The 20,954-nt window shown below is 60.7% G+C and carries 18 protein-coding genes and 1 pseudogene; 4 read left to right on the plus strand and 15 right to left on the minus strand.

Annotated features, from left to right (window positions below):
• The first annotated feature begins 34 nt into the window (after window positions 1-34).
• Window positions 35-2,446 carry a penicillin acylase family protein gene (locus NPS56_RS04335; RefSeq protein WP_274073617.1) on the plus strand — a complete coding sequence of 804 codons (2,412 nt, stop codon included), beginning with the start codon at window positions 35-37 and terminating at the stop codon, window positions 2,444-2,446.
• 280 nt (window positions 2,447-2,726) lie between these two features.
• On the opposite strand, the gene NPS56_RS04340 is transcribed toward NPS56_RS04335, so the two are convergent.
• Complete coding sequence (locus tag NPS56_RS04340; RefSeq protein ID WP_274073618.1) at window positions 2,727-3,692, minus strand: GlxA family transcriptional regulator; 966 nt, start codon at window positions 3,690-3,692, stop codon at window positions 2,727-2,729.
• 192 nt (window positions 3,693-3,884) lie between these two features.
• Here NPS56_RS04340 and NPS56_RS04345 point away from each other — a divergent pair, with 192 nt between their 5' ends.
• Window positions 3,885-4,526 carry an HD domain-containing protein gene (locus NPS56_RS04345; protein WP_274073619.1) on the plus strand — a complete coding sequence of 214 codons (642 nt, stop codon included), beginning with the start codon at window positions 3,885-3,887 and terminating at the stop codon, window positions 4,524-4,526.
• A gap of 148 nt (window positions 4,527-4,674) precedes the next feature.
• Here NPS56_RS04345 and NPS56_RS04350 read toward each other — a convergent pair whose 3' ends face one another.
• The 8 genes and pseudogenes from NPS56_RS04350 to NPS56_RS04390 form a co-directional block, all read right to left on the minus strand.
• The gene (locus tag NPS56_RS04350) at window positions 4,675-5,565 is read right to left on the minus strand and encodes an ABC transporter permease subunit (protein WP_274073620.1); all 891 of its coding nucleotides are present in this window, start codon (window positions 5,563-5,565) and stop codon (window positions 4,675-4,677) included.
• A complete protein-coding gene (locus tag NPS56_RS04355; protein WP_274073867.1) occupies window positions 5,562-6,443 on the minus strand; it encodes an ABC transporter permease subunit in 882 nt (293 codons plus the stop codon). Before NPS56_RS04355 ends, NPS56_RS04350 begins: the two co-directional genes overlap by 4 nt.
• 35 nt (window positions 6,444-6,478) lie before the next feature.
• On the minus strand, window positions 6,479-7,621 hold the full coding sequence (locus NPS56_RS04360) for an ABC transporter ATP-binding protein (RefSeq protein ID WP_274073621.1): 1,143 nt from the start codon (window positions 7,619-7,621) through the stop codon (window positions 6,479-6,481).
• Between the two features lie 73 nt (window positions 7,622-7,694).
• Window positions 7,695-8,792: a polyamine ABC transporter substrate-binding protein gene (locus tag NPS56_RS04365; RefSeq protein ID WP_274073622.1), complete on the minus strand. Its 1,098-nt coding sequence runs from the start codon at window positions 8,790-8,792 to the stop codon at window positions 7,695-7,697.
• Between the two features lie 246 nt (window positions 8,793-9,038).
• Window positions 9,039-10,151, minus strand: coding sequence for a polyamine ABC transporter substrate-binding protein (locus NPS56_RS04375; RefSeq protein ID WP_274073623.1), 1,113 nt, complete (start codon window positions 10,149-10,151; stop codon window positions 9,039-9,041).
• Between the two features lie 169 nt (window positions 10,152-10,320).
• Window positions 10,321-11,685 carry an aspartate aminotransferase family protein gene (locus NPS56_RS04380; protein ID WP_274073624.1) on the minus strand — a complete coding sequence of 455 codons (1,365 nt, stop codon included), beginning with the start codon at window positions 11,683-11,685 and terminating at the stop codon, window positions 10,321-10,323.
• 59 nt (window positions 11,686-11,744) lie between these two features.
• Entirely contained in the window at window positions 11,745-13,103 is a 1,359-nt protein-coding gene (locus NPS56_RS04385) for a glutamine synthetase family protein (RefSeq protein WP_274073625.1), read from the minus strand.
• Between the two features lie 125 nt (window positions 13,104-13,228).
• Window positions 13,229-13,501, minus strand: a pseudogene (locus tag NPS56_RS04390) (gamma-glutamyl-gamma-aminobutyrate hydrolase family protein); the annotation flags it as partial.
• 278 nt (window positions 13,502-13,779) lie between these two features.
• Here NPS56_RS04390 and NPS56_RS04395 point away from each other — a divergent pair.
• Together NPS56_RS04395 and NPS56_RS04400 are read left to right on the plus strand one after the other, a co-directional pair.
• Window positions 13,780-15,156, plus strand: a complete 1,377-nt coding sequence (locus tag NPS56_RS04395) for a glutamine synthetase family protein (protein ID WP_274073626.1) — start codon at window positions 13,780-13,782, stop codon at window positions 15,154-15,156.
• A 221-nt stretch (window positions 15,157-15,377) separates the two neighbouring features.
• On the plus strand, window positions 15,378-16,013 hold the full coding sequence (locus NPS56_RS04400; RefSeq protein WP_274073627.1) for a TetR/AcrR family transcriptional regulator: 636 nt from the start codon (window positions 15,378-15,380) through the stop codon (window positions 16,011-16,013).
• A gap of 94 nt (window positions 16,014-16,107) precedes the next feature.
• On the opposite strand, the gene NPS56_RS04405 is transcribed toward NPS56_RS04400, so the two are convergent.
• From NPS56_RS04405 to ssuE, 6 genes are all read right to left on the minus strand, one after another.
• Complete coding sequence (locus NPS56_RS04405; RefSeq protein WP_007967989.1) at window positions 16,108-16,323, minus strand: TOBE domain-containing protein; 216 nt, start codon at window positions 16,321-16,323, stop codon at window positions 16,108-16,110.
• A 33-nt stretch (window positions 16,324-16,356) separates the two neighbouring features.
• Window positions 16,357-17,163 (minus strand): aliphatic sulfonates ABC transporter ATP-binding protein, encoded by an 807-nt coding sequence (gene ssuB / locus NPS56_RS04410; RefSeq protein WP_274073628.1) that lies wholly within the window; start codon window positions 17,161-17,163, stop codon window positions 16,357-16,359.
• Complete coding sequence (ssuC, locus tag NPS56_RS04415) at window positions 17,160-17,942, minus strand: aliphatic sulfonate ABC transporter permease SsuC (RefSeq protein WP_274073629.1); 783 nt, start codon at window positions 17,940-17,942, stop codon at window positions 17,160-17,162. The genes ssuB and ssuC overlap by 4 nt, the downstream gene beginning before the upstream one ends.
• Window positions 17,943-17,950: 8 nt before the next feature.
• On the minus strand, window positions 17,951-19,099 hold the full coding sequence (gene ssuD / locus NPS56_RS04420; protein ID WP_274073630.1) for an FMNH2-dependent alkanesulfonate monooxygenase: 1,149 nt from the start codon (window positions 19,097-19,099) through the stop codon (window positions 17,951-17,953).
• A gap of 40 nt (window positions 19,100-19,139) precedes the next feature.
• Window positions 19,140-20,120: a sulfonate ABC transporter substrate-binding protein gene (locus tag NPS56_RS04425; RefSeq protein WP_274073631.1), complete on the minus strand. Its 981-nt coding sequence runs from the start codon at window positions 20,118-20,120 to the stop codon at window positions 19,140-19,142.
• Between the two features lie 89 nt (window positions 20,121-20,209).
• Window positions 20,210-20,803: an NADPH-dependent FMN reductase gene (gene ssuE, locus NPS56_RS04430; protein ID WP_274073632.1), complete on the minus strand. Its 594-nt coding sequence runs from the start codon at window positions 20,801-20,803 to the stop codon at window positions 20,210-20,212.
• Window positions 20,804-20,954 lie beyond the last annotated feature (151 nt).

A 20,954-nucleotide genomic window follows, 5' to 3' on the forward strand; every position in this document is an offset into this window, starting at 1 on the left:
AATGCTGTCACCGATAACAATACAAGGAGTCACCATGAAACGTAGCCTGACCGCGCTCGGTTTGCTGATCGTCGCGCTCGCCGCTGGCGGCGGCTGGTATGTCTACAGCAAGCAGCCGTCACGCCAGGGCATGGTGGAACTGCAGCACCTGCAAGGTTCGGTCACCGTGCGTTATGACGAGCGCGGCATCCCGCACATCCGTGCCGACAACGAAACCGACCTGTACCGCGCCCTCGGCTACGTCCACGCCCAGGATCGGCTGTTCCAGATGGAGGTCCTGCGACGCCTGGCCCGTGGCGAACTGGCCGAGGTACTCGGGCCGAAACTGCTCGACACCGACAAGCTCATGCGCAGCCTGCGCATTCGCGAACGCGCCGAAACCTACCTGGCGAACATGGATAAGCAATCGCCCGCCTTTCTTGCCCTGCAGGCCTACTTGGACGGCATCAACCAGTACCAGGACGGCCACGCCAAACCGATAGAGTTCGATGTGCTGGGCATCGCCAAGCGCCCGTTCACCGCGCAGGACACCATCAGCATCGCCGGTTACATGGCCTACAGTTTTGCCGCGGCGTTTCGCACCGAACCGCTGCTGACCTACGTGCGCGATCAATTGGGTGCCGACTACCTGAGCGTCTTCGATCTCGACTGGCAGCCCAAGGGCGTGCTGGCAAACCAACACAACAAAGCCCCCTCACCTCTGGCCAGCGCCGACTGGAAAGACCTCAACGCCCTTGCCCGCCTGAGCGAACAGGCCCTGGCCGACAATGGCCTGCCACAATTCGAAGGCAGCAATGCCTGGGTGGTTTCCGGCAACCACACCAAAAGTGGCAGGCCGCTGCTGGCCGGTGACCCGCACATCCGCTTTTCCGCGCCGTCGGTGTGGTACGAAGCGCAGCTCTCGGCGCCGGGCTTCGAGCTCTATGGCCATTACCAGGCCTTGATGCCATTCGCGTCCCTGGGCATGAACCGCGACTTCGGCTGGAGCATCACCATGTTCCAGAACGATGACCTCGACCTGATCGCCGAAAAGGTCAATCCGGACAATCCCAACCAGGTCTGGTACCGCGGCAAGTGGGTGGACATGGTCAGCAGCGAGCAGCAGATCGCGGTCAAGGGCCAGGCACCGGTAACCCTGACGCTGCGCCAGTCACCCCACGGTCCAATCGTCAACGATGCGCTGGGCAAGGCCGGCGGCAAGACGCCGATCGCCATGTGGTGGGGGTTTCTCGAAAGCCAGAACCCGATCATCGAAGGCTTCTACCAGCTCAACCGCGCCGACACCCTGGCCAAGGCCCGTAGCGCGTCTGCGAAGGTCCAGGCGCCCGGCCTGAACATCGTCTGGGCCAACGCCAAGGGCGACATCGGCTGGTGGGCCGCGGCGCAACTGCCCAAGCGACCTGCCGGAGTGAAGCCGTGGTTCATCCTCGATGGCAGCACCTCGGATGCCGACAAGGACGGCTTCTACCCGTTCAGCGCCAACCCGCAGGAAGAGAACCCGGCCCGGGGCTATATCGTCTCGGCCAATTTCCAGCCGCTGTCGCCGACGGGGATGGAGATCCCCGGTTACTACAACCTCGCCGATCGCGGCCAGCAACTCAATCGCCAGCTCAGCGACAAGACCATCAAGTGGGACCTGGAAAACAGTCAGGCGCTGCAACTGGGCACCACCACCGCCTACGGCCCGCGCCTGTTGGCGCCCCTGCTGCCGACGCTGCGCGAGGTGGTCAGCGATCCTGCAGAGCTCAAGCTGGTGGAGCAGCTGTCCCAGTGGCAGGGTGACTACCCGCTGGACTCCACCAGTGCCACGCTGTTCAACCAGTTGCTGTTCAACCTTACTGACGCGGCGATGCGCGATGAATTGGGCAATGATTTCTTCGAAACGCTGCTCTCAACCCGGGTGATCGATGCTGCGCTGCCGCGCCTGGCGGCCACGGCAGACTCACCCTGGTGGGACAACCGCAATACCCCCGCCAAGGAAACCCGCGCCGATACCGTCAAGGTTGCCTGGCAGGCCAGCATCGCCCACCTCAAGGCCACGCTGGGTGGCGATTTCTCGCAATGGCAATGGGGCAAGGCGCACACACTCACCCATGGCCATCCGTTGGGGCAGCAAAAGCCGCTGGACCGGCTGTTCAATGTCGGCCCGTTCGCGGCTCCCGGCACCCATGAAGTGCCGAACAATCTCTCGGCCAAGATCGGCCCGGCGCCGTGGCCGGTGACCTACGGCCCATCGACCCGACGCCTGATCGACTTCGCCGACCCCGCCCACAGCCTGACGGTCAACCCGGTCGGCCAGAGCGGCGTGCTGTTCGACAGGCACTTTGACGATCAGGCCGAGGCGTATATCGAGGGGATGTATTTCCAGGCGCATCTCAATGATGAAGAGGTGACGGCGAATACGCGCAGTACCTTGAAGCTGTTGCCGGCGCGTAGCGCTCAGTAGATTTGTATTGGCTGGACTGGCCCCATCGCCAGCAGGCTGGCTCCCACAAAGCTGTTGCCAGCGCGGGGGCTCAGTAGATTTGTATTGGCTGGACTGGCCCCATCGCCAGCAGGCTGGCTCCCACAAAGCTGTTGCCAGCGCGGGGGCTCAGTAGATTTGTGTTGGCTGGACTGGCCCCATCGCCAGCAGGCTGGCTCCCACAATGGATCTGCGTGCACAGGACCACTGTGGGAGCCAGCCTGCTGGCGATGAGGCCCTCACAGGCAACACCCATCACAGCTCAAACCACCGCCGCAAAATTCTGCCTGAACTGCTGCGGTGTCACCCCCAGCCTGCGGTTGAACACGCTGCGCATGTGCTGGGCATCGCGGAATCCGCATTGATAGGCCACGGTCTTGAGCGGTGCGTGGGTGCTTTCCAGCAGCACCCGCGCCGCATCCACCCGCGCCCGCTCGACAAACTCGGCCGGGGTGATTTTCGCTTCCTTGGCAAACACCCGGGAAAAGTTGCGCGCGCTCATGTTGGCGGCATTGGCCAGGTCGGCAATGGTCAGGTCGCCCGTCAGGTTCGCCAACACGTAATGCTGAACCATCGCCACGGCGGAGGTCGGCTCAGCATGAGGCGTAAGGAACGGGCTGAACTGTGATTGCCCACCCGAGCGCTGGGTGAACACTACCAATCGTTTTGCCACGCTCAAGGCCACGTCCGGCCCGTGATCGCGCCCCAGCAGATACAGCGACAGATCGATTCCGGCCGTCACCCCGGCCGAGGTGAACAGCTCGCCGTCCTGGACGTAAAGCCGATCGGCTTCGACCTGGGTCGTCGGGCACAACTCAGCCAACGCAGCGGCATCGCCCCAATGGGTGGTCACCGTCCGCCCTTCCAGCAATCCCGCCCGGGCAAGCATGAACGCACCGTTGCAGATCGAGCCAAAACGCTGCGCCCGCGCGCAGGCATCGCGCAGCCAGTCATCGAACGCAGTGCCGAAGGACATGAAGGGCAATTGCGGTCCGCCGGCTACCAGCAGCAGGTCATAGGACTCCAGCGCTTCGCTGAAATGCCGGTGGGCGTTCAGCGCCAAACCGTTGGAACACGCCATCACCCCGCGTTCCACGCCAATGACCTCGAGCCGGTAGTGATCCTCGGATGCGAGGAAGCGGTTGGCTTCGGAAAACACATCCATGGGGCCGGTGACGTCCAGCGCCTGGACGCCGGCGAAGACCACGATGGCGACGGTTTTCTGCATGGTTCAAATACACCCTCAAAATTGAAAGAGATCACACGCCACCCTAGCCAAACCACGCTCAACAAGCGAGGTTGGCGCGATATGCATGCTCATTGGCAAGGATCGCAGCCATGGGTCGATTGTCCCGTTTGCCGGCCGCGAACAGACTTTAACCCTCAGCGCCGCTTCGGCGTCTACCTTGAGGAAAAGCCCATGAGCACCACCATCGCCGGCATCAAGATCCCCGACAGCGCCTTGGCCAAAGCCACCACCGAATACATCCGCGACATCGAGTCCGACCTGCTCTACCACCACTCGCGCCGGGTGTTTCTGTTCGGTGCGCTGAGCGGCGAGCGCAAGCAACTGGCCTACAACCCGGAGCTTTTGTACGTGGGCGCGATGTTCCATGACCTGGGCCTGGTGGAAGGTTATCGCAGCGACAACGAGCGCTTCGAAGTCGACGGCGCCAATGCGGCGGCCGCGTTTCTCAAGCCCTACGGGTTCAGCGATGACGACATCGAGCAGGTCTGGCTGTCGATCGCCCTGCACACCACGCCGGGTGTGCCGCAACACCTGCGGCCAAACGTGGCGCTGGTAACCGCTGGTGTTGAAATGGACGTGCTGGGCATGGACTACGCGGCGTTTTCCACCGCGCAGCGTGAAGCGGTGGTGCATGCGCATCCACGGGGTGAGGGGTTCAAGGAGTGCATCATCTGCGCCTTTGCCGACGGCTTGCGCCATCGTCCGCAGACCACGTTTGGCAATGTGAAGACCGATGTTTTGATGGATCAGGAGCCGGGGTTCAAGCCGATGAACTTCGTTGAGGTCATCCGCAAATCCCCTTGGGTAGCGTGAACGCCAAAAAAACCTGTGGGAGCGGGCTTGCTCGCGAAGGGGTCGTGTCAGTCAATAGAGATGTCGACTGACACACCGCTTTCGCGAGCAAGCCCGCTCCCACATGAGATCCCGGTTGACCATGATTCTGCGGCCAACCGGTCGAGACTTACGCCGCTTCCGGTGCCTGCGCGCGACGCACGTCCGGTTGCTTCCACGAATCGGCGGCGCTTTCTTCGATGGCTTGCTGGATCGCACGCTTGCGCGCTTCTTCGGCGCGACGGCTGAAGAACCAGACCAGGAAGGTCATCAGCGACACCGCCAGCAGAATCAGGCTGGCCACGGCGTTGATTTCAGGTTTCACACCCAGGCGTACCGCCGAGAACACTTCCATCGGCAAGGTGGTGGAACCCGGGCCCGACACGAAGCTCGCCAACACCAGGTCATCCAGCGACAGGGCAAACGACATCATGCCGCCGGCACCCAGGGATGGCGCGATCATCGGGATGGTGATCAGGAAGAACACCTTCCACGGCCGTGCTCCCAGGTCCATCGCTGCTTCTTCGATGGACAGGTCCAGCTCACGCAAGCGCGCCGACACCACCACCGCCACATACGCCGCACAGAACGTGGTGTGGGCGATCCAGATGGTGACGATGCCACGTTCCTGTGGCCAGCCAATCATCTGCGCCATGGCCACGAACAGCAGCAACAGCGACAGACCGGTGATCACTTCGGGCATTACCAGCGGCGCGGTGACCAGGCCACCGAACAGGGTGCGACCCTTGAAGTGGGTGATCCGGGTCAGCACGAACGCGGCCAGCGTCCCTAGTGCGACTGCTGCAATCGCCGTGTAGCAGGCGATTTCCAGCGAGCGTAGCACCGAGCCCATCAGTTGGGTGTTGTCCATCAGGCCGACGTACCACTTGATCGACCAGCCGCCCCACACCGTCACCAGTTTCGAGGCGTTGAACGAGTAGATCACCAGGATCAGCATGGGCGCGTAGATGAACAGCAATCCCGCTACCAGCATGAAACTCGAGAAACGGAAGCGCTTCATTCCTTGCCCTCCATCTCTTTGGCTTGGCTACGGTTGAACAGGATGATCGGCACGATCAGGATCGCCAGCATCACCACCGCCAGGGCGGACGCCACCGGCCAGTCACGGTTGTTGAAGAACTCTTGCCAGAGCACTTTACCGATCATCAGGGTCTCCGGACCGCCGAGCAGTTCCGGGATCACGAACTCACCCACGACCGGGATGAACACCAGCATGCAGCCGGCGATGATGCCGTTCTTGGACAGCGGAATGGTGATCTTCCAGAAGCTGTTGAAGGTGCTCGAACCGAGGTCGGACGCGGCTTCCAGCAGGCTGTTGTCGTGCTTCACCAGGTTGGCGTACAGCGGCAGGATCATGAACGGCAGATAGGAATAAACCACACCGATGTACACGGCGAGGTTGGTGTTGAGGATCTGCAGCGGCTCGTCGATCCAGCCCATGGTCATCAGGAAACCGTTGAGCAGGCCGTTGTTGCTGAGGATGCCCATCCACGCATACACGCGGATCAGGATCGCGGTCCAGGTCGGCATCATGATCAGCAGCACCAGCACTGTTTGCAGCTCTTTGCGGGCACTGGCGATGGCGTAGGCCATCGGGTAGCCGATCAGCAGGCAGAGGATGGTGCTGATCAGCGCCATCTTCAACGAGCCGAGGTAGGCGGCGATGTACAACTCGTCGTCGCCGAGCATCGCGTAGTTGCCCAGGTTCAGCAGCACCTGCAGCTTCTGTTCGGCGTAGCTGTAGATCTCGGTGTACGGCGGAATGGCCACGTCGGCTTCGGCGAAGCTGATCTTCAGGACGATGAAGAACGGCAACATGAAGAACAGGAACAGCCAGATGAAGGGAACCCCGATGACCAACTGGCGGCCACCGGGAATTATTCGATTGAGGCGGCGTTTGAATTTGCGCATGTTCATGAGCGAAGTACCACGCCGCTATCGTCTTCCCAGTACACGTAGACCTGGTCACCCCAGGTTGGCCGCTGGCCACGGCGCTCGGCGTTGGCGACGAACGACTGGACGATCTTGCCGCTCGGCAGCTCGACGTAGAACACCGAGTGACCGCCCAGGTAGGCGATGTCATGGACCTTGCCGCTGGACCAGTTGTATTCGCAGGTCGGCATGGTCGGGGTGACGAGCAGTTTTTCCGGACGGATCGCGTAGGTCACGGCCTTGTCCTGCACCGAGGTGCTGATGCCGTGGCCGACGTAGATCTTCCGGTCGAGGTCCTTGCAGGTGATGATCGCGTGGCCTTCGGCATCGTCGATCACTTCACCGTCGAAGATGTTGACGTTGCCGATGAATTCGCAGACCAGGCGGCTGGTCGGGGTTTCGTAGATGTCGATCGGGCTGCCGATCTGGGCGATCCAGCCCAGGTGCATGATCGCGATGCGCTCGGCCATGGTCATGGCCTCTTCCTGGTCGTGGGTCACCATGACGCAGGTTACGCCGACGCGCTCGATGATCTCCACCAGCTCCAGCTGCATTTGCGAACGCAGTTTTTTATCCAGCGCGCCCATCGGTTCGTCGAGCAACAGCAGCTTCGGACGCTTGGCCAGGGAACGGGCCAGGGCCACACGCTGGCGCTGGCCACCGGACAACTGATGCGGCTTGCGCTTGGCGTACTGGCTCATTTGCACCAGCTTGAGCATATCGGCCACGCGGGCATCGATTTCCGCAGATGGCAGCTTGTCCTGCTTGAGGCCGAAGGCGATGTTCTGCGCCACGGTCATGTGCGGGAACAGGGCGTAGGACTGGAACATCATGTTGATCGGCCGCTCGTACGGCGGCATGTCCGTGATGTCTACGCCATCGAGGAAAATGCGCCCCTCAGTCGGTCGTTCGAAGCCGGCGAGCATGCGCAGCAAAGTGGATTTGCCCGATCCCGAACCGCCGAGCAAGGCGAAGATCTCGCCTTTCTTGATTTCCAGGGACACATCGTCCACGGCAATCGTCTCGTCGAACTTCTTCGTGACCCGGTCGATTTTGACCAGCACCTGTTTAGGTGACTGGTCGCCCTCGAGGGCTTTCTTATAGGCGCCGGAGGCAACAGCCATTTACGAAACTCCCAGAAAAAAAGAGTGCAGTTCGCTCAAGGTGAGCCAACCTTGGATAGTTTGAGCCTTGAAGCTATTTGCCCGACTTGACCTTGGTCCAGCTGCGGGTCATCAAACGTTGAATGTTTGGCGGCAGTTCGATGGACACGTAGGTCTTGTCGAGGACCGATTGCGGTGGATAAACCGATTCGTCGGTGCGAATCGACTGTTCCATCAGTTTGTCCGACGCCGGGTTAGGGTTGGCGTAGCCGACATAGTCACTGACTTGAGCGATCACCTCAGGTTTCAACAGATAGTTGATGAACGCGTGGGCTTCCTTGACGTTGGCGGCGTCCTTGGGAATCGCCAGCATGTCGAACCACAGCGCGCCGCCTTCCTTGGGAATCGAGTAGACGATGTCCACGCCTTTCTTGGCTTCGGCCGCGCGGTTGCGGGCCTGGAACATGTCGCCGGAGAAACCGATCGCCACGCAGATATCGCCGTTGGCCAGGTCCGCGATGTATTTGGAGGAGTGGAAGTAGGTAACGTAAGGCCGCACCGCCAGCAACTTGGCTTCAGCCTTCTTGTAGTCTTCGGGGTTGGTGCTGTTGGGGTCCAGGCCCAGGTAGTTGAGGACCGTGGGCATCATTTCATCGGCAGAATCGAGGAACGCCACGCCGCAGCTTTGCAGCTTCTTGATGTTCTCCGGCTCGAAGACCGCGGCCCAGGAATCGATCTTGTCGACGCCCAGCGCAGCCTTGATCTTTTCGGGGTTGTAACCGATGCCGTTGGTGCCCCACAGGTACGGCACGGCGTACAGGTTACCCGGATCGTTTTGCTCCAGGCGCTTGAGCAGCACCGGGTCGAGGTTCGAATAATCCGGCAACTGCGACTTGTCGAGCTTCTGGAATGCCCCGGCCTTGATCTGCTTGCCGAGGAAGTGGTTGGACGGCACCACCACGTCGTAACCGGTGCGCCCGGCCAGCAACTTGCCTTCCAGGGTTTCGTTGGAATCGAATACGTCATACACCGGTTTGATTCCGGTGGCTTTCTGGAAGTCGGCCAGGGTGGTCTCGCCGATGTAATCCGACCAGTTATAAATATGCACGGTACCGGCAGCCTGGACACTGGCAGCGAGTGTCAGTCCGGCGCCGATCAACATGGCATTGCGCAACAAAGAAAAAATAGGCAAGTGGAGGTCCTCTAAAATGAGTTGGGCTCAAGTTGCCCCGTGTTACATGACAGCCATGGCTGCCTGGCAACTAAACCGGCGCGCAACTTACCCTCGAAAAACCGTTCCAGCAAACTTTATGAAGACCCTTGTAGGAGCGAGCTTGCTCGCGATGGTCGTCAACGATAACGCTGGGTGCCTGACACCCCGCGGCGTTGCGATTTTTTTCGCGAGCAAGCTCGCTCCTACAGAGGTTTTACTTACTCCTTATTTACCGGATTTGATCTTGGTCCAGCTGCGGGTCATGATCCGCTGGGTCGCGGCCGGCAAGTCGGCAATCGCGTACAGCTTGGCCAATACATCCGCCGGCGGGTAAATGCCCGGGTCGTCAGTGATTTCTTTATCAACCAATGCCGTAGCGGCCGCGTTACCGTTCGGGAAGCGTACGGCGTTGGTGATTTCAGCCATGATTTCCGGCTTCTGCAGGAAGGTCATGAACTTGTAGGCGCCTTCGACGTTTTCGGCATCTTTAGGGATGGCGACCATGTCGTAGAAGCTGCCTGCACCTTCTTTCGGAATGTTGTAGCTGACTTTCACCTTGTCGCCGGCTTCAGCCGCGCGGGACTTGGCCTGGTAGATGTCACCCGAGTAACCCACGGCCACGCAGATGTTGCCGTTGGCCAGGTCGGAGATGTACTTGGAGGAGTGGAAGTAGCCTACCGAAGGACGGATTTTCAGGAACAGCGCTTCAGCTTCGGCCAGTTGTTTCTTGTCCTGGCTGTCGGTTGGATAGCCCAGGTAGTGCAACGCCACCGGAATCATCTCGGTTGGCGAGTCGAGGAAACTGATACCGCACGACTTCAACTTGGCGGCGTTTTCAGGTTTGAACAGCAGATCCCAGGAATTGGTCGGTGCGTCGGCACCCAGCGCAGCCTTGACCTTCTCGGCGTTGAAGCCGATACCGATCGAACCCCACATGTATGGGAACGCGTGTTCGTTGCCCGGGTCGCTGACCGACACGGCCTTGAGCAGGTCAGTGTTCAGGTTCTTCCAGTTAGGCAGCTTGGACTTGTCCAGCTTCTGGTAAACGCCAGCCTTGATCTGCTTGGCCAGGAAGTTGTTCGACGGTACGACGATGTCGTAACCGGACTTGCCTGCCAGCAACTTGGCTTCGAGTGTTTCGTTACTGTCGAAGACGTCGTAGACGACTTTGATACCCGACTCGTCTTCGAACTTTTTAATGGTGTCCGGGGCGATGTAATCGGACCAGTTATACACGTGCAGAACTTTGTCATCCGCCTGAACCGCGCCCGCCATCAAGCCCATCAGGGACATGGCGAGGAGGGTCTTGCCAGCAAGCTTTTTTCCTAATGCCTTCATGCGTAATGCTCCAAATTTTTCTTTTTTGAACCACTTTGTTCAGCGGCCGAACCCGGACAACTGGAACCGCGGCTAGTCTGGCAAGATCCGAGGCGGTCTTTCAAGGAAAGGCCAGCCTTTCTCACGGCTCCGGGCGAAAGTTTCATGCCTTGCGCCCAGAGCCTAGCACTTAGGCCTGCAACGCACTCAGGGTCAGGTCCAGGCACTTGCGCGCCTTGGTCACCAACTCATCGATTTCCGCAGGCGTAATCACCAGCGGTGGCGCGATGATCATGGTGTCGCCCACGGCACGCATGATCAGCCCGTTATCGAAGCAGAACTGCCGGCAGATCATGCCGACGCCCTTGCCTTCATAGCGCTTGCGAGTGGCCTTGTCCTGAACCAGTTCGATCGCCCCCAGCAGACCGACCCCACGAACTTCCCCTACCAGAGGATGATCGTTGAGTTCACGCAAACGTTTCTGCAAATACGGTGCCGTTTCAGCGTGGACGCGCTCGATAATTTTTTCATCGCGCATGATGCGGATGTTTTCCAGCGCCACTGCCGCGGCCACCGGGTGCCCGGAATAGGTGAAGCCGTGGTTGAAGTCGCCACCTTCGTTGAGCACGTCCACCACTTCGTCGCGCACGATCAGGCCACCCATGGGGATGTAGCCGGAGGTCAGGCCCTTGGCGATGGTCATCATGTCTGGCTTGAGGTCGTAGAAATCGCTGCCGAACCACTCGCCGGTACGGCCGAAACCGCAGATCACTTCGTCCGCCACGAACAGGATGTCGTACTTGGCGAGAATTTCCTTGATGCGCGGCCAGTAGCTGTCTGGCGGAATGATCACACCGCCAGCGCCCTGGATCGGCTCGGCAATAAAGGCGCCGACATTGTCCACGCCGACTTCGAGGATTTTCTCTTCCAGCTGGTTGGCCGCCCAGATCCCGAACTCTTCAGGGGTCATGTCGCCGCCTTCGGCGAACCAGTACGGCTGGGCGATGTGGACGATGCCCGGAATCGGCAAGTCGCCCTGTTCGTGCATGTAGGTCATGCCACCCAGGCTCGCGCCGGCCACGGTGGAACCGTGATAACCGTTCTTGCGGCTGATGATGACTTTCTTCTTCGGCTGGCCCTTGATCGCCCAGTAGTGACGAACCATGCGCAGCATGGTGTCGTTGCCTTCAGAGCCGGAACCGGTGAAGAACACGTGGTTCATGCCTTCTGGCGCGACATCGGCGATGGCCTTGGCCAGCTCCAGTACCGGCGGGTGGGCGGTCTGGAAGAACAGGTTGTAGTACGGCAGTTCGCGCATCTGCTTGCTGGCGGCATCGGCCAGTTCATCGCGACCGTAACCGATGGCCACGCACCACAGGCCGGCCATGCCGTCGAGGATCTTGTTGCCTTCGCTGTCCCACAGGTAGACGCCCTTGGCATTGGTGATGATCCGCGGGCCTTTCTCCTTCAGCTGCTTGAAGTCGCTGAACGGAGCCAGGTGGTGATCATTGCTCAGGGTTTGCCATTCACGGGTTTGCGGATTGTTGCTGGTCATACCAATCTCCTAAAAAATCCAGGTGAGAGCGCCACCCGACAACGGCGGCGCCCGGCGCATCAGACGGCAAAAAGCAGGAATTCCCGTTCCCACGAACTGATGACGCGCTTGAAGTTTTCATGCTCGGCCCGCTTGACCGCGACGTAGCCAGTGATGAAATTCTTGCCCAGGTAACGCTCGATGGTTGCGCTGTTTTCCATGCGCTCGAGCGCGTCTTCAATGGTCAGTGGCAGGCGCAGGTTGCGGCGCTCGTAACCACGGCCCACCACCGGCGCGCTCGGGTTCAGGCCCTCGACCATGCCGATGTAGCCGCACAGCAAGCTCGCGGCAATGGCCAGGTACGGGTTGGCATCAGCGCCCGGCAGGCGGTTTTCCACGCGACGGTTCTGTGGCCCGGCATCCGGCACCCGCAGGCCCACGGTGCGGTTCTCTTCGCCCCACTCCACGTTCACCGGCGCCGAGGTGTCCGGCAGGAAGCGGCGGAACGAGTTGACGTTGGGGGCGAACAGCGGCAACAGCTCGGGAATCAGCTTCTGCAAACCACCGATGTGGTTGAGGAACAGCTGGCTCATGGTCCCGTCTTCATTGGAGAAGATGTTCTTGCCGGTCTCCATGTCGATGATGCTCTGGTGCAGGTGCATGGCGCTGCCAGGCTCGCCGGTCATCGGCTTGGCCATGAAGGTCGCGGCCACGTTGTGCTTGAGCGCGGCTTCGCGCATGGTGCGCTTGAACACCAGGATCTGGTCGGCCAGGGACAGGGCGTCGCCGTGACGGAAGTTGATCTCCATCTGCGCCGTGCCGTCCTCGTGGATCAGCGTGTCGAGGTCCAGTTCCTGCAGTTCGCACCAGTCATAGACGTCCTCGAACAGCGGATCGAACTCGTTCGCCGCCTCGATGGAGAACGACTGGCGACCGATTTCCGGGCGACCGGAACGGCCGACCGGTGGCTGCAACGGATAATCCGGGTCGTCACTGCGCTTGGTCAGGTAGAACTCCATCTCCGGCGCCACGATTGGCTGCCAGCCCCGGTCGGCATAGAGCTTGAGGACCTTCTTGAGCACGTTGCGCGGCGACAGCTCGATCGGGTTGCCCTGCTTGTCGTAGGTGTCGTGGATCACCTGGGCGGTCGGTTCGATGGCCCATGGCACCAGGAACACCGCGTTCTGGTCGGGACGGCAAATCATGTCGATGTCGGCCGGGTCGAGCAGCTCGTAATAGATGTCATCTTCGACATAGTCGCCGGTCACGGTCTGCAGCAGAACGCTCTCGGGCAGGCGCATGCCCTTTTCGGCGATGAATTTGTTGGTCGGCGAGATCTTGCCCCGGGTGATCCCGGTCAAGTCGGCGATCATGCATTCGACTTCTGTGATCTTGTGGTCTTTCAACCAATCGGTGAGCTGGTCGAGGTTGTTACTCATAAATGCCTCTAGGCTTTGAGTTTCCTGACTCTTGGGAGTCAGGCAGTAGTTGACGCATCGGCGTCGCGTTGAAATGCAAGTTTGCGCCAGGCTATCGTGCTTGTGTGTACTTCTGCGCATGACAGGCGTGCAGAATCGCGAGCGGTGCCCTGCACGAAGGCCGAGCCGCTATTGTGAATCGGTTCTATATTGAATGGAGTAACCGTAATGGGTGTGCCGTCGAGACCGTCCAGAATATCGGACGGGGTCGGTCGATCCGCCAGGGACGGGAAGATCACCGACAGGTCCGGAGCCGCTGCGGCCACGGCGCTGACGCAGGTGTCGCCACTGCTGTGATAAGCATACAGACCGATCTGCGAAGAGCAGGCGGTGACGCCGATTATCGGCAGGCGAGACATGAAGCACCCCGGTATTATTGCTGTTATGGGTTTGATTCGAGCTTAGCCTTGTTCATTTTTTTACACAACACCCCCGTAAAAAATACAACACGGCCCGCTCAAGCTTGCGGGGGTTAAACGGCCAAGGGCTATAAAAACGCCCCAAAGCGCCCCAAAAAAGCCACACGAGCGCTTTTTTAGGGCAAAAAAGGCCTCGCTTGACTTCGGCAAGCCGTTCGGGTTGACTGGAATCCGAAAAGATCAATGATTGATATTTTTAACAACAAAGGTGTTGCATCATGTCGGTACCCCCGCGTGCCGTTCAGCTTAACGAAGCGAACGCGTTCCTTAAGGAACATCCTGAGGTTCTGTACGTTGACCTTCTGATTGCGGATATGAATGGTGTGGTGCGCGGCAAGCGCATCGAACGCACCAGCCTCCACAAGGTTTACGAGAAAGGCATCAACCTGCCGGCCTCTCTATTTGCTCTGGATATCAACGGCTCCACGGTGGAAAGCACCGGCCTGGGCCTGGACATCGGCGACGCCGATCGAATCTGCTATCCAATCCCCGATACCCTGTGCAACGAGCCATGGCAGAAGCGCCCCACCGCGCAACTGTTGATGACCATGCACGAACTCGAAGGTGATCCTTTCTTCGCCGACCCGCGGGAAGTCCTGCGACAAGTCGTGACCAAGTTCGATGAAATGGGCCTGACCATCTGCGCCGCGTTCGAACTGGAGTTCTACCTGATCGACCAGGAGAACGTGAACGGTCGTCCGCAACCGCCGCGCTCGCCGATCTCCGGCAAACGCCCGCACTCGACACAGGTCTACCTGATCGACGACCTCGACGAATACGTCGACTGCCTCCAGGACATCCTGGAAGGTGCGAAAGAGCAAGGCATCCCGGCCGACGCCATCGTCAAGGAAAGTGCCCCGGCGCAGTTCGAAGTGAACCTGCACCACGTGGCCGACCCGATCAAGGCTTGCGACTACGCCGTACTGCTCAAGCGTCTGATCAAGAACATCGCCTACGACCATGAAATGGACACCACCTTCATGGCCAAGCCTTACCCGGGCCAGGCGGGCAATGGTCTGCACGTGCACATTTCGATTCTCGACAAGGACGGCAAGAATATTTTTGCCAGTGAGGATCCCGAGCAGAACGCCGCGCTGCGTCACGCGATCGGCGGTGTGCTCGAGACCCTACCGGCGCAGATGGCTTTCCTCTGCCCGAACGTCAACTCCTACCGTCGATTCGGCGCGCAGTTCTATGTGCCGAACTCCCCGTGCTGGGGCCTGGACAACCGCACCGTAGCGATTCGCGTACCCACCGGCTCCGCCGATGCCGTGCGTATCGAACACCGTGTGGCCGGCGCCGACGCCAACCCGTACCTGCTGATGGCTTCGGTCCTGGCAGGCGTGCACCACGGCCTGGTCAACAAGATCGAGCCGAACGCACCGGTCGAAGGCAACAGCTACGAGCAGAACGAGCAGAGCCTGCCGAACAACCTGCGCGATGCGTTGCGCGAGCTGGACGACAGCGAGGTCATGGCCAAGTACATCGATCCGAAATACATCGATATCTTCGTGGCCTGCAAGGAGAGTGAGCTGGAGGAGTTTGAACACTCCATCTCCGACCTTGAGTACAACTGGTACCTGCATACCGTTTAAGTGGTTGCAGTGAAAAGAAACGCCGTCGGCCGCAAAGCCTGCGGCGTTTTTTTATGGGTAATTTCAGTTGCACCGAGTCGCCTGCTTCGCGAGCAAGCCCGCTCCCACATTTGTCCTGCGTACACAGTTCAAGTGTGGGAGCGGGCTTGCTCGCGAAGGCGTCCGGGCAGACAACATAGAAGCCTGCTCGTACAATGCCCCCTGCCCCGCAGGAGACTCCAATGACGCGCACCGCCACCGCTCGCAAACCCCGCGCCCGCAGCCAGGCCCGGATCGATTCGATACTCGACGCCGCCCGCACGCTGCTGGCCGCCGAGGGCGTGGCCAGCCTGTCGATCTACAGTGTCGCCGAACGCGCGCAGATCCCACCCTCCTCCGTCTACCACTTCTTCGCCAGCGTCCCGTCCCTGCTCGAAGCGCTGACCGCCGACGTCCACGCGGCCTTCCGCGGCTGCCTGCAAGAGCCCATCGACCATGGCGCCTTGAGCGGCTGGCGTGACCTGTCGCGACTGGTGGAGCAACGCATGCTCGAGATCTACAGCGAAGACGCCGCCGCCCGCCAACTCATCCTCGCCCAACACGGCCTGACCGAAGTCACCCAGGCCGACCGCCAGCACGACATCGAACTGGGCGACCTGATGCACAAGCTGTTCGACCACCACTTCGAGCTGCCGAAGCTGCCGAACGATGTCGATGTGTTTGCGCTGGCCATGGAGCTCGGTGACCGGGTGTATGCGCGCTCGGTGCAGCAGCATGGGCAGATCACGCCGCGCATGGCCGAGGAAGGGATGCGGGTGTTTGATGCGTACCTGGGGCTGTATTTGCCGCCTTACCTGCCCAAGCGCGTTGCACTTTAAAAGATCGCAGCCTGCGGCAGCTCCTACAGAGGAATCCGTTCCCCTGTAGGAGCTGCCGCAGGCTGCGATCTTTTGACTTTAAAAACACCGGCGATCACAACTTGGCGATCGACACCTCGGTGGATTTCACGAACGCGATCACTTCGCTGCCCACCGCCAGCTCCAGCTCTTTCACCGAACGGGTGGTGATTACCGACGTGACGATCCCGGAAGCGGTCTGCACGTCGATTTCCGACAGCACATCGCCCAGAACGATTTCCTTGATCGAGCCTTTGAACTGGTTGCGTACGTTGATGGCCTTGATAGTCATGATATTGATTCCTGTCGTTGATTGAGGCTTGAGTTATTGGGCCCAACGCAACTGCGTAGGCAAGGGTGAAACAGGTTCCGGTTCCGGCGGTTGACCGGGCAGTGACAGCACGCGGTTGAGCACTTGGGTTTCCAGCGCCGCCAGCCGGTGGGAGCCGCGAACCCGAGGGCGCGGCAGTTCCACGTGCAGGTCCAGGCCCACTTCGCCGTCTTCGATCAGGATCACCCGATCGGCAATTGCCACCGCTTCACTGACGTCGTGGGTCACCAGCAACACGGTGAAGCCGTGCTGTTGCCAGAGCCGCTCGATCAGCTGCTGCATCTCGATTCGCGTAAGCGCATCCAGGGCGCCCAAAGGTTCGTCGAGCAGCAGCAAGCGCGGTTGGTGGATCAATGCGCGAGCCAACGCCACCCGTTGCTTCTGCCCACCGGACAGGGCCGCCGGCCACTCGTTGGCGCGATCCGCCAGGCCGACCGCTTCCAGCGCTTCCAGCGCCTTTGGCCGCCAGTTGCCCGTGAGTCCCAGGCCGACGTTGTCGATGATCTTTTTCCACGGCAACAGACGCGCTTCCTGGAACATCAAGCGAGTGTCTTCCCGCGCCTCACTCAGCGGCGCGGAGCCGGCCAGCAATTCACCACCGGTAGGCTTGTCGAGGCCCGCGAGCAAACGCAGCAAGGTGCTTTTGCCACAGCCACTGCGACCGACCACCGCGACGAACTGACCCGCCGGAATGTGCAGGTCGATCTCACGCAGCACCTGCCGCGAGCCGAAGGTTTTTTGCAGCTTGCGCACCGCCAGCGGAATTCCGCGCAGCAGGCGTGGAGGTTGTTGAGCCGTCATGCGGCACCTCCCTTGACGACCTGATAAGCCGGATGCCAGCGCAGCCACACACGTTCAAGTCCACGGGCGGCGAGGTCGGCCAGTTTGCCGAGCACCGCGTAGAGCAGAATCGCCAGCACCACCACGTCGGTCTGCAGGAACTCCCGGGCGTTCATCGCCAGGTAGCCGATGCCGGAACTGGCGGAAATGGTTTCCGCGACGATCAGCGTCAGCCACATGAAACCCAGGGCAAAACGCACACCGACCAGGATCGAGGGCAGCGCCCCCGGCAGGATCACCTGGCGGAACAGGCTGAAGCCGGACAGACCATAGCTGCGCGACATTTCCACCAACGCCGGATCGACGTTGCGGATGCCGTGATAAGTGTTGAGGTAGATCGGGAACAAGGTGCCCAGCGCTACCAGGAAAATCTTCGCCGACTCGTCGATGCCGAACCACAGGATCACCAGTGGAATCAACGCCAGGTGCGGCACGTTGCGGATCATCTGCACCGAGCTGTCGAGCAGGCGTTCGCCCCACTTCGACAGGCCTGTGATAAAACCCAGGGTCAGGCCGATGCCGCCGCCGATGGCGAAACCCAGCGCCGCGCGCCAGCCGCTGATTGCCAGGTGCGTCCAGATTTCGCCGCTGCGCACCAGGTTCACACCGGCTTCGATCACGGCAATGGGCGCCGGCAGAATCCGCGTCGACAACCAGCCCGCCGACACCGACAACTGCCACACCGCCAAGAGCAAGACTGGCAACGCCCAGGGCGCAAGGCTGTGAATGATCTTCTTCATGGCGCGCCTCAGCTCTGGGACGCGGCTTTAGGGAGAATGTCGTTGGCGACCATCTCGCCAAACGGGCTGACGTAGCCGGCGCTTGTCGGTAGCTCCGGACGTTCGATATCCAGGTGTGGGAACAGCAGCTCGGCGACGCGATACGACTCTTCCAGGTGTGGATATCCGGAGAAGATAAAGGTGTCGATGCCTAGGTCCGCGTATTCCTTCACGCGCGCCGCAACGGTCGGGCCGTCACCCACCAGCGCTGTGCCGGCACCGCCGCGCACCAGGCCGACACCGGCCCACAGGTTGGGACTGACTTCCAGGTTGTCGCGATTGCCGCCGTGCAGCGCGGCCATGCGTTGCTGGCCAACGGAATCGAAGCGCGCCAGCGAAGCCTGGGCACGAGCGATGGTGTCGTCGTCCAGGTGCGAGATCAATCGATCAGCCGCTTGCCAGGCTTCGGCGTTGGTTTCGCGCACGATCACATGCAGGCGAATACCGAAGCGCACGGTGCGCCCGAGCTTGGCGGCCTTGGCGCGCACCTGGGCGATTTTCTCGGCAACGGCGGCCGGTGGCTCACCCCAGGTCAGGACCATTTCGACCTGCTCGGCCGCGAGGTCTTGCGCCGCTTCCGACGAACCGCCGAAGTACAGTGGCGGACGCGGTTGCTGGATCGGTGGATAGAGCAACTTGGCGCCCTTCACGCTGATGTGCTGACCGTCGTAGTCGACGGTTTCGCCTTCCAGCACCCGACGCCAGATGCGGGTGAATTCCACCGAGGCCTGGTAGCGCTCTTCGTGGCTGAGGAACAGACCGTCGCCGGCTAACTCTTCCGGATCACCCCCGGTGACCAGGTTGAACAGCGCACGACCGCCGGACAGACGATCCAGGGTCGCGGCCTGCCGCGCTGCCACCGTCGGGGAAATGATCCCGGGGCGCAGGGCGACGAGGAATTTCAAACGCTGGGTCACCGGGATCAGCGACGCCGCCACCAGCCACGAGTCTTCGCAGGAACGCCCGGTGGGAATCAGCACCCCGCCGAAGCCCAGTCGATCCGCCGCTTGCGCGACCTGTTGCAGGTAACCGTGATCGACGGCGCGAGCGCCTTCGGCGGTGCCAAGGTAATGGCCGTCGCCGTGGGTAGGCAGGAACCAGAAGATATTGAGGCTCATGGAGTGGTCTCCTTGGGGGTTCGAATTAACTGGGCTTTGGTTACAGAGCTTTGGTTACTGAGCTTTGGGCAACGGCCGCCGGTGGCGTCCAGATCACGTCTTTGATACTCAGCGGCTTGGGAATCAGCTTGAGCTGGTAGAAGCTGTCGGCGATTTTCTGCTGGGCGGCGACCACTTCCGGGGTCAGGAACAACGCGCCGTAGCCCTGGCGTTTCACCGAAGTCAGGGTGATGTCCGCCGGCAGGCCGAGCAGTGGCGAAACCTGTTTGGTCACGTCTTCAGGGTTGGCTTTCGACCATTCGCCGACTGCCCGCACTTCTTCCACGAGGGTCTTGATCACCTCAGGATTTTTCTGCGCATAGGGCTTGGTGGCGAGGTAGAACTGGTGGTTGTCGACGATGCCCTGGCCATCGCGCAGGGTGTGCGCTTGCAGCTGCTGTTCGGCGGCGGCCTGGTAAGGGTCCCAGATGACCCAGGCATCGACGCTGCCACGCTCGAACGCGGCGCGGGCATCGGACGGCGGCAGGAAGACGGTCTGGATATCGGTGTATTTGAGCCCGGCGTCTTCCAGGGCGCGCACCAGCAGGTAGTGCACGTTGGAGCCTTTGTTCAGCACGACTTTCTTGCCCTTGAGGTCCTTCACCGATTTGATCGGCGAGTCCTTCGGCACCAGGATCGCTTCACTGTGCGGCGCTGGCGGTTCGTAGGCGACGTAGAGCAGATCCGCGCCCGCTGCCTGGGCGAACACGGGCGGGGTTTCGCCGGTGACGCCGAAGTCGATGGAGCCGACGTTCAGGCCTTCGAGCAGTTGCGGGCCGCCGGGGAATTCAGTCCATTGCACGTCGACGCCTTGGGTGGCGAGGCGTTTTTCCAGGGTGCCTTTGGCTTTGAGCAGCACCAGGGTGCCGTATTTCTGATAACCGATACGGAGTGTCTCGGCTTGAGCTTGAGTAATGGCGCCGAAGGTGACAGCCGCAGCAAACAGAGCGACCAGACCGCGACGCAAAATGACAGGGCGCATGGCGCTCTCCTTTTTGCAGTTGGGTTTTGGCTGCACCTGCTTGCCCGTTGGCGGGCGAGTAAGGCCAGTACTTCAAATTTCGATGAGGCTTAAATGCTCCAGCGAGCACTCAACAAACGATCATTCAACAGGTTCGGATCGAGCGGCCTGGGCCGTCGTGCCATGGCGCTGAAAAACAGCTCCAGCGACTCGTCCAGTCGTTGCTCCAGCTCCGGCGCCAACTGCGCCAGGGCGCTGCCTTCGCCATAGGCGATCTGGCTGTCGACGGCGAAAATCCCTTGCAGCAGCTCCTGGGCTTTCAATGCCGACAGCACCGGCTTGAGGGCATAATCCACCGCCAGCATGTGGGCAATGCTGCCCCCCGTGGCCATCGGCAGCACCACCTTGTGGCTCAGGGCGCGTTCGGGCAGCAGGTCCAATATGGTTTTCAGGGCTCCGGAAAACGAAGCCTTGTACACCGGCGTGGCGATCAGCAGGCCATCGGCGTTTTCAATCTGTTGCAGCAGATCGACGACCTTCGGGCTGTCGAAGCGTGCGTGCAGCAAGTCTTCGGCCGGGAAGTCCCGTACCTGATAACTCACCACTTCCACGCCCCGCTCTTGTAACCAACGTCGGGAGCGATCCAGCAGCACCCCGGATCGGGAGCGCTGGCTGGGACTGCCACCCAGTGAGACGACCAGCATTGAGAGACTTCCTTAAACGGTGTTGGCGATTCGCGGCTTGCGATCTCGCTTTGATGCAGTGACCTTAACAGGTGATTTATATATCTATAAATCATATTTATTCATTTGGTTATTCGTTTAAGAGATATGCGAGTCAGTTTCTTCCAGGCAA

It is taken from the genome of Pseudomonas putida (genome assembly GCF_028682635.1).
Lineage (GTDB): Bacteria > Pseudomonadota > Gammaproteobacteria > Pseudomonadales > Pseudomonadaceae > Aquipseudomonas > Aquipseudomonas putida_AE.

Coding starts and splice junctions, on each gene's coding strand:
- ssuD (WP_274073630.1), bottom strand. CDS start 19,099: ATGAGCCTCAATATCTTCTGGTTCCTGCCTACCCACGGCGACGGCCAT.
- ssuC (WP_274073629.1), bottom strand. CDS start 17,942: ATGAAGAAGATCATTCACAGCCTTGCGCCCTGGGCGTTGCCAGTCTTG.
- NPS56_RS04335 (WP_274073617.1), top strand. CDS start 35: ATGAAACGTAGCCTGACCGCGCTCGGTTTGCTGATCGTCGCGCTCGCC.
- NPS56_RS04380 (WP_274073624.1), bottom strand. CDS start 11,685: ATGACCAGCAACAATCCGCAAACCCGTGAATGGCAAACCCTGAGCAAT.
- NPS56_RS04395 (WP_274073626.1), top strand. CDS start 13,780: ATGTCGGTACCCCCGCGTGCCGTTCAGCTTAACGAAGCGAACGCGTTC.
- NPS56_RS04385 (WP_274073625.1), bottom strand. CDS start 13,103: ATGAGTAACAACCTCGACCAGCTCACCGATTGGTTGAAAGACCACAAG.
- NPS56_RS04405 (WP_007967989.1), bottom strand. CDS start 16,323: ATGACTATCAAGGCCATCAACGTACGCAACCAGTTCAAAGGCTCGATC.
- ssuE (WP_274073632.1), bottom strand. CDS start 20,803: ATGCTGGTCGTCTCACTGGGTGGCAGTCCCAGCCAGCGCTCCCGATCC.
- NPS56_RS04360 (WP_274073621.1), bottom strand. CDS start 7,621: ATGGCTGTTGCCTCCGGCGCCTATAAGAAAGCCCTCGAGGGCGACCAG.
- NPS56_RS04375 (WP_274073623.1), bottom strand. CDS start 10,151: ATGAAGGCATTAGGAAAAAAGCTTGCTGGCAAGACCCTCCTCGCCATG.
- NPS56_RS04425 (WP_274073631.1), bottom strand. CDS start 20,120: ATGCGCCCTGTCATTTTGCGTCGCGGTCTGGTCGCTCTGTTTGCTGCG.
- NPS56_RS04345 (WP_274073619.1), top strand. CDS start 3,885: ATGAGCACCACCATCGCCGGCATCAAGATCCCCGACAGCGCCTTGGCC.
- ssuB (WP_274073628.1), bottom strand. CDS start 17,163: ATGACGGCTCAACAACCTCCACGCCTGCTGCGCGGAATTCCGCTGGCG.
- NPS56_RS04400 (WP_274073627.1), top strand. CDS start 15,378: ATGACGCGCACCGCCACCGCTCGCAAACCCCGCGCCCGCAGCCAGGCC.
- NPS56_RS04350 (WP_274073620.1), bottom strand. CDS start 5,565: ATGAAGCGCTTCCGTTTCTCGAGTTTCATGCTGGTAGCGGGATTGCTG.
- NPS56_RS04340 (WP_274073618.1), bottom strand. CDS start 3,692: ATGCAGAAAACCGTCGCCATCGTGGTCTTCGCCGGCGTCCAGGCGCTG.